This is a genomic window from Thermonema sp. (assembly GCF_026003375.1).
Lineage (GTDB): Bacteria > Bacteroidota > Bacteroidia > Cytophagales > Thermonemataceae > Thermonema > Thermonema rossianum.
In genome coordinates this window covers 751,696-765,802 of record NZ_BPHD01000001.1, presented here as the reverse complement: position 1 = coordinate 765,802, position 14,107 = coordinate 751,696, and the positions used below count along the sequence as shown (strand labels likewise).

Annotated in this window: 9 protein-coding genes; 3 read left to right on the top strand and 6 right to left on the bottom strand. The window is 49.3% G+C overall.

Translation table 11 applies throughout. From position 1 onward, the window contains the following. Positions 1–125: 125 nt before the first annotated feature. Positions 126–1,040, bottom strand: coding sequence for an MlaD family protein (locus QVE43_RS03270; RefSeq protein ID WP_288004265.1), 915 nt, complete (start codon positions 1,038–1,040; stop codon positions 126–128). 36 nt (positions 1,041–1,076) lie between these two features. After that, positions 1,077–1,886, bottom strand: coding sequence for an N-acetylmuramoyl-L-alanine amidase (locus QVE43_RS03265; RefSeq protein WP_288004264.1), 810 nt, complete (start codon positions 1,884–1,886; stop codon positions 1,077–1,079). A 48-nt stretch (positions 1,887–1,934) separates the two neighbouring features. On the opposite strand from QVE43_RS03265, the gene QVE43_RS03260 reads away from it, so the two are divergent. Both QVE43_RS03260 and murB read left to right on the top strand, forming a co-directional pair. Then, a complete protein-coding gene (locus QVE43_RS03260) occupies positions 1,935–4,604 on the top strand; it encodes a putative LPS assembly protein LptD (protein ID WP_288004262.1) in 2,670 nt (889 codons plus the stop codon). A gap of 11 nt (positions 4,605–4,615) precedes the next feature. Beyond that, entirely contained in the window at positions 4,616–5,659 is a 1,044-nt protein-coding gene (gene murB / locus QVE43_RS03255; RefSeq protein ID WP_288004260.1) for a UDP-N-acetylmuramate dehydrogenase, read from the top strand. 18 nt (positions 5,660–5,677) lie between these two features. Here the strand turns inward: murB and QVE43_RS03250 are convergent, their stop codons facing one another. After that, positions 5,678–7,114, bottom strand: coding sequence for an aminotransferase class I/II-fold pyridoxal phosphate-dependent enzyme (locus QVE43_RS03250; protein ID WP_288004258.1), 1,437 nt, complete (start codon positions 7,112–7,114; stop codon positions 5,678–5,680). Beyond that, the gene (locus QVE43_RS03245; protein WP_288004256.1) at positions 7,092–9,554 is read right to left on the bottom strand and encodes a PAS domain S-box protein; all 2,463 of its coding nucleotides are present in this window, start codon (positions 9,552–9,554) and stop codon (positions 7,092–7,094) included. The genes QVE43_RS03250 and QVE43_RS03245 overlap by 23 nt, the downstream gene beginning before the upstream one ends. Positions 9,555–9,659: 105 nt before the next feature. Between QVE43_RS03245 and QVE43_RS03240 the strand changes: the two genes are divergently transcribed. Beyond that, positions 9,660–11,543: a putative porin gene (locus QVE43_RS03240; protein ID WP_288004254.1), complete on the top strand. Its 1,884-nt coding sequence runs from the start codon at positions 9,660–9,662 to the stop codon at positions 11,541–11,543. Between the two features lie 132 nt (positions 11,544–11,675). Here the strand turns inward: QVE43_RS03240 and QVE43_RS03235 are convergent, their stop codons facing one another. Continuing rightward, a complete protein-coding gene (locus QVE43_RS03235; protein ID WP_288004253.1) occupies positions 11,676–11,801 on the bottom strand; it encodes a hypothetical protein in 126 nt (41 codons plus the stop codon). Between the two features lie 1,573 nt (positions 11,802–13,374). Further along, positions 13,375–14,088, bottom strand: a complete 714-nt coding sequence (locus tag QVE43_RS03230) for a hypothetical protein (RefSeq protein ID WP_288004252.1) — start codon at positions 14,086–14,088, stop codon at positions 13,375–13,377. Positions 14,089–14,107: the final 19 nt, after the last annotated feature.

Genomic DNA, 14,107 nt, shown 5'->3' with positions numbered 1-14,107 from the left:
ATGAAAAGGATTTAAAAAATTAAAAATAAAAGTGTGGCAAATGGGGCAGTGTTGTTATAAAAAAAATGCCCGGGCATGCTGTTTGAAACGAGCGCCCGGGCATCCGGTTGAACTGAAATAAAAGCTTAAAAAACAGATACTTTGATATAACGGCGGGGGTTGTTACGCAAATCGATAAGCAGCTTGTCCAGGTCGGCAGACAGTTCCACCAGATTTTGATAAAGCGCCTTGTCATGCAGCAAAGCCCCCATGCTTCCCGAAGGGTCATTGGCTTGTTCCAGCACTTGCTGCAAGGCAGCCAGGCTTTGGCGGGTTTGCTCTATGGTTTGTTGCAGTGGCAGGTGCTGTAAGCTGTCGGCTACGGCGTCTAACTTTTGCATGGTTTGCGGCAGTTGTGCCGTGGCTTGGTTCAGGTGCGCACTCGTTTGTTCCACATTTTTGAGCGTGCCATTGAGCAGCGGGCGGTTCTCGTGCAGCATGGCTTGCAGCTCGCCGGCACTTGCCGACAGGTGCTGGAGGGTTCGCTTCGAAATGTCACCGACGCCTTCAAAATCTATCAGCAGACTATTGATAAGCGTAAGCGTGCTGTCCAGCTTTTCAATGATGGGCTTGGTTTGCTTCTCAATGGCAGTGAACATACCATCTTCTTTGCTGCTGCGCAGGGTGTCGCCGTCTTGGTGTATTTCCTGCGACCGGCTCAGGAGCAGCTCTATCTGCATGCCACCCAGCAGTCCGTTTTCGCGCAGCAGTGCCACACTGCCCTTGGGTATTTCTATGTCGCCATCTACTTCCACTTCCACGAGCACCTGCGATTTGTCTTGGTTGAGCCGCATTTTGGTTACCATGCCTATGGTGACACCGTGAATGGTGACGGGGTTAGATACCATCAAACCGTTGGTGTTGTCGTAGGGAATGTAGTAGGTATTGTTGCTGCTAAAAAAACCGCGTCCTTTTAAAAAGTTAAATCCAAAGTAGAGCATGCTCAAAGAAATGATGGCCAGCAGTCCTACTTTGGCTTCTTTCGATAGTTTCAGCTTCATAGTTTTTGATGTTGTTTAAAGGTGCAAGCTAAGAATTTATAGTGATTCAAGTTCTTTTTTGTAGTCCCGGAAAGCCCGGAAAATAGCCGAAGCAATCAGGGTTTGCCCCCATGAGTCATTCAAAAACTTCTCTTCTTCGGGGTTCGACAAATAGCCGATTTCTATAAGTACACTGGGCATGGCACTGCGATGCAGCACCACAAAGCCCGCCTGCTTGATGCCCCGGCTGGGGCGTTTGGCCCGCTCACGGAATTGGTAATCGAGCAGCTGCGCAAAACGCAAGCTGTTTTCGAGGTAGGCAGTCGAGTAAATAGACATCATAATGTGGGATTGGGGCGAGTTGGGGTCAAAGCCTTCATACACTTCTTCATAGCCTTCTTCCAAATAGATTACGGCGTTTTCACGCTTGGCTACCGCCAGGTTTTCTTCGGTTTTGTGCACCCCCATCACATACACCTCGGTGCCACTTACTTCGGCACGCTTGGCAGGCGAGGCGTCAATGGCATTGCAGTGGATGGAAATGAACAGGTCTGCTTTGTTCTCATTGGCAATAGAGGCGCGCTTGTGCAGTTCTACAAACTCATCTTTTGTGCGTGTGTAAATCACCTTCACGTCGGGCAGATGTTCCCGGATGGTTTCGCCCAGTTTTAAAGCTACAGCTAAGGTGATGTCCTTTTCTTTTGTAAATTTGCCCGAGGTGCCCGGGTCATGCCCGCCGTGGCCGGCATCAATCACAACGGTTTTAAGCTTATATTGAACGAATTTATGGGTATTGAGTGCACTGATTGGCGCACAAACCAGGAACAAAGAGACTATTGCCATCAAAGAAACGACGCGCTTCCACATATGTTTAAAGATTCGGTTAAAGTTCACTTTTACAAATTTGCGCATTTTTTGCTAAAAGCTCAATACAGTTTCTTGCTGCTGTGTGTGAGCTTGGCCGTTCAGGCACAACAAACCGACAGCCTGCGCACCACACCGCCCGATACTTTGCAGCATACGCCCAAAGCAAAGAGCGATATTCAAGATATCATCACATTTAGTGCCAAAGATTCGGCCATATTTGAAATGGATGCCCGCCGCGGGTGGCTCTACCGCGAAGCACAGATAGACTATGGCAACAGCCGCTTGCAGGCGGCCGTCATACGCATTGACCTGGAGCGTAATATCGTGCAGGCACGCCCGCTGCCCGACAGCACCGGCAGACCGGAAGGGCGCCCCGTCTTTACCGAAGGTAGCGAACAGTTCGTAGCCGACTCTATGGATTACAATTTGAAAAGCAAGCGGGGCATCATCTTTAATATTGTTTCGGAGCAGTCGGAGGGCTTTGTGGGCGGGGCTAAGGTAAAGCGAAGCCCCGAAAATGAATTTTATATTGCCGGGGGCTACTACACCACTTGCAACTTGGCGCATCCTCACTACCGTATCAAGGCAAGCAAAATCAAGCTGACGAAAAACCAAAACGTCATTTGTGGTCCTTTTCATATGGAGCTTGCCGATATTCCCACACCTTTGGGCTTTGCATTTGGCATTTTTCCCAAGCCACGACAAAAAAAATCGGGCATCATTGTGCCGGTATATGGCGAATCGCAGCAGAACGGCTTCTTCTTGCGTAATGGTGGCTACTATTGGGCCATTAGTGACTACATGGATTTGAAGCTTCTGGGAGAAGTATATACCTACGGCAACTGGGGCATACAGGCGGTAAGCAACTTTAAAAGGCGCTATCAATACTCGGGCAACCTGTCGGTGTCTTACAATGTGCGCTACGATGAAAATACCGAAAGTATTTTGCGCAGCGAAACCAAGCTGTTTTGGGTCAATGGCTCTTTTACACCTGAAAGCCGTGGCGACGGGCGTTTTGCAGCTTCTTTGAATTTTGGTAGCTCGCAATTCAACCGGCGGGTATCGTTCGACCTGGCCAATCAGCTGACCAATACCTTTCAGTCGAATGTATCGTATTCGCGCCGTTTCCGGGGAACGCCTTTCACCCTGACACTCAGCGCACGGCATAACCAGGAAAACAATACGGGGGTTGTCAATCTCAACTTGCCCACCTTTACCTTAGGCATGACCCCGCTGTATCCTTTTAAAAGCAAGACAGGCAACAACCGGGGCTTCTTCTCTCAATTGAATGTGGCTTATACTTTGAATGGCTCGTTTGATATTACCAACCGTGTTACTTCCCCTTCTTACAATTTTAAAGTAGCCAACATCGGTGAAAGCATTGACTCTGTGTATGCTTTTCGCCCCGAAAACTTCGACCTTTTTGTAGAACGGGGCAAAATGAACCTGCAACATAGTATTCCTGTCAGCTTGCCGTTCAAAGTATTGAAATATCTGAACGCAAGCGTAGGGTTCAATTTTTCGCAGCGCTTCTACAGGGAAAAGTACCGCTACACTTGGCTCGACAGCGAACAAGCCGTGCAAATCGATACGCTCAAAGAGTGGGGCAGCAGTTATCAGTATTCCCTTTCTTCGGGGCTTTCCACCAATATTTACGGTACCTTTTATCCAAAGCGCGGACGCTTTTCGGCTATCCGGCACCTCGTACAGCCTACCATTGGCTTTGGGTATGCCCCCGATTTTTCGGGCGAAAATTATGGCTTTTATCAGCGTACCCAAACGGGTATTGATGGCAACGGCAATCCTGTGTACCAAGATTTGCCCACTTTTTCAGGCGTGAGTGCCCCGGGCGCCTCGGCCAGCATCTCGTTTGGAGTGCGCAATACCTTGGAAGCTAAATTACGTCCTAAGTCCGACACCGCCGCAGCAAAAAAAGCAGAGAAGGTGAAGTTGTTGGATGAGCTTTCGGTAACTGGCAGTTATAATTTGCTGGCAGACACAACCAAAGGGCAGTATCCGCTTTCTGACCTGTTGTTCCGGGCACGTACGCGTGTGGGTGGTTTGTTTGACCTGAACTTGAGTGCCACCTTGGCGCCCTATGCCTTCCGCGATACTTTGATAGGTGAACAGGTGTCACGCATCAAGTCTTATACTTATGCATGGGATGCCGGGCAAGGCATCGGGCGGTTTACCAACTTCGATATGTCGGTGAGTGCTTCGCTCAACCCCGACGTGTTGCGCGGCAAGCGTGGCACCACTGCCGCGACCCCGGAACCCGTGCCGGGTAGCCTGCGCAACCCCACCACGGCCATCACGGACCCCCTGCAGGCGCCCGAAACTTCTTATGAAGCCTATTATCAAGCCAGCCCCGACCAATACGTGGACTTCGACATTCCTTGGAATCTGCGTTTCAATTATAAGTTTACCTACAACTTTTTAAGCACGCAGCGCCCGGTCACCCAAAGCCTTTCTTTTTCGGGCGACATGAGCCTGACGCCCAAATGGCGCATTGGCTTTAGCTCGGGTTTTGACTTCACACAAGGAAGGTTGAGCACCACCAGCCTCGACTTTTACCGTGACCTGCATTGCTGGGAGATGCTCTTTAACTGGCGCCCCTTTGGGCAGTTTCAGTCCTATTCTTTTACCATCCGGGTGAAAGCTTCCACTTTGCGTGACCTGCGCCTCGAGCGCAAGCGCACATGGTACGACAACCAGTAATCATTCTTCTTATGAAACCTTTTTCTTCACATTGGCAAGTAGCCGAAAACGTATCGCTCAAGGCATGGAATACCTTGGGCTTAGAGGCCGTGGCTCGCTATTATTATGCGGCAACTACCGAAGCGGCTGCCATGGCTGTCATGAAAGAAGCACGCGCCGCCGGCTTGCCTGTGTTGGTGCTGGGAGGTGGAAGCAACCTTCTCTTTGCAGCTGATTGGGAAGGGCTCGTGCTGCATATGCGCACCGGAGGCAGAAGGGTGGTGGCAGAAACGGAAGACGAGGTGTTGATAGAGGCGGCTGCCGGTGAAAATTGGCATGCCTTGGTGATGTGGACCGTAGCGCAAGGGTGGGGCGGCATAGAGAACTTGGCGCTGATTCCCGGCACGGCAGGTGCCGCACCTATTCAAAATATTGGTGCTTATGGGGTAGAGCTCAAAGATGTTTTGGACGAAGTGCGTGTTTGGATTGCCGGAAAGGGGGGGGTGCCGCTCAAAAACGAAGATTGTGCTTTTGATTATCGTGATAGTATCTTCAAACAGATGCCCCGTGGCGACTTCTTGGTGTTGGCTATTCGCTTGCGTTTAAAAAAGCAAGCTGCGCCTAATCTTTCTTATTATGCGCTAAAGCAATATTTCGAGGAGAAAGGCATCGCTTCGCCTTCTGTTGCCGAAGTAGCGCAGGCAGTCATAGACATACGCCGTTCCAAACTGCCCGATCCCGCACAGATTGGTAATGCCGGTAGTTTTTTCAAAAACCCGGTAGTAGAAAGGGCGCTTTTTGAGCGTCTGCGTGCGCAGTATCCTTCCATGCCTTTTTTCGAGGTGAATGAACGGCAGGTGAAAATACCGGCCGCTTGGTTGATTGAACAGTGTGGGTGGAAGGGCAAGCGGCGGGGCGCCGTGGGCGTACACGAGCGCCAGGCACTGGTGTTGGTACACTACGGTGGGGGCACGGGTGCCGAACTATGGCAGCTGGCAAAAGATATACAAAAAGATGTGGCTGCCCGCTTTGGCATCTGCTTGCAACCCGAAGTGAATGTGTTGGGGGGAGGATGACCGTCGTTTATTTTTTTCTTACAGCAAAGACAGCAGTTTGCTAATTCGCCGGCTTTCTGCTTCAATCAGTTGCCAAGCCTGCTGCACGTGCTGCTCTTGCACATAGGTTTGCCCGCATACGAAACGCAAGACATACTGTCCTTGCAGCTTGGTATGGGACATGTACAGCTTGCCACCGGCATTCAGGCGCTGCAGAAGGCTTTCATTCAACTTATTGAGCATTTCCACGTCATTTACGCCCTGCGGGTGATAACGGAAACAAACGAGATTCAAAGGCACAGGCGCCATCAATTCAAATTCAGGATGACCTTCAATACATATTTTGAACCACCGCGCCAAGGCAATGTGCCGGCGTAGAATCTGCTGCAGCCCTTCGATGCCGTAGCTGCGCAATACAAACCATAGTTTGAGCGCACGGAAACGCCGCCCCAAAGCAATGCCCCAGTCGCGGTAGTTGTTTACTTGTCCTTCCAAGCCTGTTTTTAAATACTCGGGTAGAATGGAAAAGGTGCGCAGCAGCGTTTCTTTGTCGCTGACGTAATAAGCCGAACAATCGAAGTTTGTAAGCATCCACTTGTGAGGGTTGAATACGTAGCTGTCGGCCTGCTCGATGCCGTCTATCATGTAGCGGTGTTCGGGCAGCAGGCAGGCGGTGCCGGCATAGGCAGCATCTACATGAAGCCATAAGTCATATTGGCGCGCAATGGCGGCTATGTCGGCCAGTGGGTCAATGGCTGTGGAGCCCGTAGTGCCTATGTTGGCAACTACCATCATGGGACGGTAACCGCGTTGCAGGTCTTCTTCTATGGCTTGACGCAGGCAGTCGGGGCGCAGGGCATAGCGCTCATCGGTGGGGATATACACCAGGTTGCTTTTGCCCAAGCCTGCTATCTTAACATCCTTTTCTATGGAAGAGTGGGTTTGTTCGGAGGCATAGATGCGCAAACGGGGCTGTTCATATAGGCCCGACTCATTGGATTGAAAGCCGGTGGCACGTTCGCGCGCGCTCAGAATGGCACAAAGTGAAGCCGTGGAGGCCGTGTCTTGTATGACGCCATGCCAGTGGGAGGGAAGCCCGCAGGCATCGCGCAGCCATTGCATCACGCGCTCTTCGAGCTCGGTGGCCGCAGGCGAAGTTTCCCACACCATGCCTTGCACGCCTAAGGTGGCCATCAGCATTTCGGCAAGCACCGAAGGGGGGCTCGCATTGGCAGGAAAGTAGGCAAAGAAGGAAGGATGTTGCCAGTGGGTGATGCCGGGGAGTATCTTTTCTTGAAAGTCTTTGAATATGGCTTCGAAAGGCTCGCCCTTTTGTGGGGCTTTCCCGGGCAGCTGAGCCAGCAGTTCGCCGGGCTTACTTTTCGATTTTACCGGATATTGTTCGATGTGCTCGAGGTAGTCTGCCATCCAATCTACCAGGCGGTGAGCATGTTCACGAAAGTCGTTTATCTTCATTGCCGGATATTGCTTTGCTGACTTTACTTGCCAAGTTAGGAATTTTTATAATAAAAGTGCTGCCTTTGCCCGGTGTGGATTGCAAACTGATTTGCCCTTGCAATTTGTCCACGGCTTCTTTTACAATGTATAAACCCAGCCCGGAACCTTTGCTGTCGGTAGAAGCACGGTAAAACATGCGAAATATTTTATCCTGATGTTCGGGTGCTATGCCTAAACCATTGTCTTCGCACCGGATGACGGCTTCCCTTTCGTTGGCAGTCACTTGCAAGCGTACGTAGGGGTGTTCTTCGTAAGGGTTGTAATAGCTTAGTGCATTGGAGACAAGATTATTCAAAACAATGTTCAAACGACGGACATCGCTGTAGAAAGGAGCTGTCTCTTCTACTTCTATGATTTTTTCTATATGGCGGCTTTGAGGCAAATACTGCATGTCTTCGAATACTTCTTCAATAAGCGTGTGGAAGTCGACGCGTACCGGCTCTATTTGGGTGCGTGTGTTCCGGGCATATTGTATGATTTCTTTTACAAAGCGCTCAAGGCGTATGGTGCTTCGCTCTATCATTTCCAAGTATTGATAAACGCTGCTTTGGTCTTTTTCCATGCGTGCCACCTGCACAATGCCTTGTATGGATGCCAAGGGGGCTTTCAAGTCATGCGAGGCACTGTAAACGAACTGGTCCAGCTCGGCGTTGATTTTCTTAAGCTCTTCATTCTGACGGATGAGTTTTTCCTGAATTTCTTTCAGCAGGGTGATGTCGTGCATAGAGCCGTCGAAGATAACCTGCCCGTCGGTATCGCGATGAAAAGAGGCATTGAGCAGTGCCCAAAAAGTGGTGCTGTCTTGGCGTTTGAAAAGCAGTTCGGCATTGGATACCCGCCCCGTATTGAGTATTTTGTTGATGACCTGCCGGGCAGCGCCGGGGTTGGCAAAAAACTCTTGTACTTTTCTTTCCCGGAGTGCTTCTACTGAATCAAAGCCCAGCAGTTGAGCCAGGGCTTGGTTGGCATACAAAATATCGCCTTCGAGGGTGGTACGGTAAATGCCTTCTTGCAGGTGTTCGTTGATGCTTTGCAGTAGCTCTTGGCGGTTTTTGTCTTCGGTAATGTCCCGGATGAATACGGCCACCCCCATGACTTTGCCTGCTTCGTTCAATAGCGGGTTGGCAGATACTTCTACCGATACTTTTTGGTTCCAGCTGAGACGCATCTCTACACGCAAGTGGTGCCCTTGCAGCACTGTTTCCATAAGTTGTTTGAAACGCTCACGCTCTTGACTTTGGGCAGGAAGTAATGCAAAGAAAGAATGCCCCACGGCAGGGGTTACGCCCAGCAATGCCTGCATACGTTTTTTATGGCGTTGGTTAAAGAGTAAATACCTGCCTTGGGTGTCCAGAACCATGAGACCGTCTTGGGTGCTCTCAATGATGGTTTGTAAGAGCCGCTCCGACTCTTTTATTGTGGTGATGTCTTTTGAAAAGACTACCACGCCGGTAACTTCCTTCCCTTCATATACCGGACGGAAGGTGATTTCGGTATATTGCCGCTTGTAAGACTCATATACCGTATGCGTTTGGCCTTGCAGGGCACGATCATAATAAGCTTTCCATTTTTCGCTTTCCTGCTTGTCGCGAGGAAGAGAAAGCAGCTCGATGCCCGGCACTACTTCCACGCCGTAGTAAGCAGACAGCGCCAAACGAAAAGCCTCGTTACACTCTATCAGGCGGTAGTGCCGGTCAACTACCCATACCGATATGTCTTGGGGAGTGTCCAAGATGGCACGCAAACGGCTGCTCTGCTTTTCTAATGCCTGCTCTTTTTCAAAAAGACGTTGTTGCACACTCTGAAAGATAAGATGTGCTTTGACCATTTCTTCCATTGCCTTTTGTTTTTGCCTTTGCAGCAGCAGGGCAATCAGCCATAAAAGAAAACTACACACCAACGCCATCAAAGACAGCTCGGTATGAGGCGGAAAAACGGGTAGCAGCAATGTAAGCAGCAAAATAGCACCGGAAACAATAAGCACACCGGGATGCCACAATGTGTTGATAAGCACAGGGGCATAAAGTGCAACGCTCAAAATCATGAAGGCAGCCAAGCGAAGCGTACCGTCAATATGGAAGGCAAACCAGCCGGCGAGCAGAATAAAACCAAGGTGTGCGCATGCATAACCTGCATATAACCGCCATGGAAAAGAGCGCCTGTAAGCAAGCCCAAAAAGCAAACTGCCAAACAGGGCCGTACCACCACTCCCATAAACTGCAATGGCAGTGAAGCCTTGCTCTATAAGAGAAAAGCCTAAAATCAAACCGATATAACAGGCAAATGTTATTTGTGCAAATCGTTTTAAAAGCGTTTGTCTGCGCTCTTCTATAGCTTTTCGGACACGCTCTTTTTGCTCTTTTATTTGTAGAGATAAGGCATATTTGTCATGTGCCATAAGTGAATGGGCGTTAGGTATGTCGCTTGATACCTAAAAGATACACTTTTTCATGATTCGTTCCATGAAGCTTGCTATCTTTGTGTGCGAGAAGTAGCCAAACTCATGCAGAAAAGTATTTTATTTTTCGTTTTCTCCTTTTTATTTATAGCTCCCCCGGGCTTTGTGCAGGCGCAGATATTGGACGACAGCACCAAGCAGGTGTATGGCACCTCCACCACCCGTTTTATTACCGAAAAAGATTGGTTGGGGGACTCTACCGCTTGGCGCTCGCTCGATACGACGGTGCGTGGCTTTCATCGTTACCACCCGGTGCGTCGTAGTCATTATTTACTGCAAGACTTGGGGCATAACTTAGGTACTGCCACGCAGTCTCTGTTTCCGCAACTGCCGGGTGCCATCGGGCGCCACTACGGGTGGGATGTGTATGCGCCTTATGTGGTGCAAGCCGAAGAGGTGAAGTATTTCGACACCAAATCGCCTTTTACGCACTTCTATTATGCTTTGGGGGGAAGAGGGCAGCAAATAGCCGAACTGGAATTTAGCCGTAATATTACGCCTTTGTGGAATTTTGGATTTCTTTACAGACGTATAAACACTTTCCGCCAGTTTGCGGCTACCGGCAACCGCAACGAAGATGCCATTCTTGAACAGTACAATTTTGTGCTTCACATGAGCCGCCGTTCAAAGAACGGGCGCTATCGTTTTTTGACACATTACGCACACTTCAATGCGCCCATGCAGGAGTACGGCGGCATTCTGATGGACGAAGACGACACGCCCGACAGCCTCTACCAATATGCTGAAGAGGGAGCGCAGTTGCTGGGGGCAAGCAGCTGGCAGACACAGAACCGCTATTACCTTTACCACGACTATCGCCTCGATTCGCTCTTTCAGCTGTATCACCGGGGCTATTACCTGCGCCGGCGCGACCGTTATCATGACGACAAGGTGTCGGACAACCCACAGACCGACTTCTACGGCACGCTGCCTTCCGGTAAAATTTCCGATGATGTGATTTACCGGGAGCTATACAATGAATTGGGCATCAAGGGAGCCGCCAAGTCGTTTCGTTACCGCTTGTTTTACCGCAACCGCCTGTATGACCTGCGTTTTGGCTGGGACAACGACTCCACACAAGGCGCCTTGACACTGAAGCCGCGCATGGAACACCACTTGGGCGCTGCATTGCGGCTACGCAAAGAAAAACTGGATTTGTATGCCGAAGGGGCTTACCGTCTTGGAAGTGACTACTTGCTACAAGCATGGGTACGCTTGCCTTGGTTCGAGGCATCGGCAAAGAGTAGTTATGTTTCGCCTACTTGGCAGCAGCAATATTATTGGGGAAGCACCGGCTATTGGCACAATGACTTTTCGCCTGTATTTGGAAACGAGCTGGAAGCCGGTTTGCCCTTGCGTCGGAAGCAACAACGACTGTTTTCTTTCGTACGCCTGCGGCAGGCGTCTTCGTGGGTGTATTTTCAAAAAGACAGTGAAGGCAGGGTGCAGCCGTTTCAGTCCGGTGAGCTGCAAGCCATGGGGCAGGTGGGGATAAAGGCGCATTGGCAGTGGCGCTATTTCCACTGGCAGCACGAGCTGTATTTGTCGAAAGATTTGGGCGAACGCAGTGTGTGGCGTTTTCCCGAAGTGTTCTGGTTTACTTCTTTGTTCTACGAGCGGGATTTGTTTAAAGGCAACATGCAGTTGTGTGTGGGTATGGATGGGCGCTACCAAAGTGCCTACGAGGCTTATGCCTACTCGCCACTGCATAAGGTGTTTTACTTAGCCGATGTGTACGCCATTCGCCCCTACTTTTTGGCCGATGTGTATGCCAACATAAAGGTGAAACAACTGCGGGCAGCCTTGCAGTTTACGCATGTAAATCAAAACATGGCACCCCCGCCGTTTAACGGCTACCAAGTGACGCCCTACTATGCCGGCATGCGGCGCACACTCTCGCTGGTGCTGAGTTGGATGTTTTTTGAGTAGCCCAAACCGGACAATACACCACGTTCTTGTTAAAAACATAAAGAGGCTGCCCCGCAGGACAGCCTTCCGTTGTTTTCTTGTGAGAGTGTAGCTTCAAAATTCGGTAAGCTTCATCCTTCTCAGGATTTTTTCTTATTTGAATTCAAAAACGTCGAAATCCGGTTTTGGCGTGCTATTGTACAGTTCCCTCAAGCCTTCCAAATTCAACTCAACTTTGATTTTTTCTGTGTCATCACCAAAGCCGTGTTCATCCATCATGCTGGTTTTGCGCCATGCTGCAGAAGTCCGCGAAATCAGCACTGCCCGGATGGAAGAGGGCATGGGACGGCATAGGCGGAGTAATACGGCGCACGTCTGATCTTGCCAGCGGCCAGTATTTGACGTAGTAACCCACCCAGAGCTCCCACTGAATAGGGGGGCGTCTTTTCTAAGGTCAGTGCAAGACAACATTGCCCATTGCCGGCGGCTGAGGAGATAGGCCTATAGAGGATTTTCCAGGGACTTTGAGCTTTGCACTCAATTCTTTTTGACACGCTTCTCCGCTTGAGCGGTCTCATATACAGCAAGGTCGTACGAGATAGCTGCTTTCCCAATGCTGATTTGTTATTCCATATGATTTCATAGCGGTCGCTGGGGTAAGAGGTCGTACAACTTTTCGTACACTTTCTGCTTCGATAGCCTTGCCAGCTTTTTGCTGTATCTTCCGATAGAAACAGACGCTGGTGAGAAGGAAGGTGTAGCTACTTGGGGTATAGCCCCGGTACTTATCAAAACTACTTACGAGCTCGATCAGGCGGACCTCAGCATAACCCTATTCTGAGTTGAATTTTGCTTTGAACCCAATAGATATCCACTCTCATAGAACCCTTTCGGGACGTCCAAGGACAAAGAAGGTCATATGCCGTTACACGACAGCAGCAAGAGCGTGCGATCTGATTGCATTACCTTTTTCCCTGCCATAGAAGAAAGCTGACTGCTGCCGGCCTTCGGAGGAGCGAAGGTAACGTACAATGGGAAAGGATCGATTACGATAGGTGTAAATAGCACGCAAGTGGGTAAACTTTTAGGTCTTAAAGTCTTCCTTGTACCAAGGTAGCGTCCCAGCTCTTCGACTGTTTTTCTGTAACAGTTCATCGTCCCAGGTACTGCGTTCTGATTTCAAACCCATGGGATGCATCGTCAATCTGCTGCATGTAAACATCGGACATATCGTCTTGAAGTTAAATCAGCTTTTTCCTCGTCTTTAACAATTACTTCCTTCTCGAATAATCCACCATAGGACGGCACTTAGGGCAGAGACAGGCAACTTCGTTACAAGGGCAGATTCATTTTCGATATCGTGTTTGGGTAAAGTGGATCTACTTAAATTCTTTGCAACTCATTGTTTATTTTAAGATGGCTATAAGGAATTCGTTCTTGTTGTGATAGTTTGTTAAGCCCAAGAAAGGTATCAGGAAGGTGTCTTTGTTAGCAATAAGAGCTATTTTTCTCATGATCAGAGAAAGAATATGTTTTCTGTGGTTGAACCCTAAATGCTCGCGTAATATTCCATGGACAGACTTAAAATGAATTTTGTCCTGTCGATAGGTACAAGGAGAAAGTCCCAAAGTGCTTCCTGCTCTTTATCTGAAAGCGGCTCCTTTACGTAAGGGAGTGAGTAGCTCCCAATCCGAACCAACTCTGTGAGTTCCTCGTCGTTTTCTGTGTAGTATGAAAAAGGCGCTTGCAGTCCAGTAAATGGAGATATTTTGCTGTACCATCTTGTTTAAAGATACCCATTGAAGAGGGAGAGGTCTTCGTTGTTATGATATTGTTGATATCGTGGTAGTGATCAGCCAGGATATCCTGCGGATTCAAGGAACGAAAGAGGTAGTAGGTATAAGTGTGGTAGGGTAAGTATGTCATAATTGACTCCATCGGCAGTTTCTATTTTAATGTCCTCTAAATAATCTTTCTCCGGGAACAGACTCTGCACCAGCAGCAGGAATGCCAGTTGGGTGGCGTTTTGCACTACGCCGTCGTGGTGATGTTTCAGGTCACGAATTACCGAGCCGATGAGCTCATGGTCTATGTCCGCGCCTGTTTTGAAATTGAAAAGTTTTTTTAACTGCTCTTCTGAGGGTTGCCCGGATGGCTTGAAAACATGGGCAATGTGTTGTACCACCTCTTGAAAAAGAATGATTTCTTGGTTGCGCTCAGGCAGCAGCTCCGAAATAGCAAATTCATAGCTGTTGTCTTCTTTATACTCCACTCTTACGGTGTTTTGTATGGGCACGGCATCAATGGTGTATTCGGTATTCTCTGCCGCAAGTATAAATGCCTCCCTGAAGGCTTCTGTTATTGATGGGTCGTGGGTATATCCGGCATATTCTTTTATTAATATAAGCTCAGGAGACGTCTGTGTGAGTGTCGTTAGATTTGTATAGTCAATTTCCAAATGGTTAATTTTTTTACACAATAGCCGTTTGGTGCTCTCCGTAGAGAGTTTGCAGCTGCTTAAAAGCCGGGCAGCCTGCTTGATTTCGTTTTGAGGGAGCAAGTCCACGAGTTTTTCACCTAAGCTC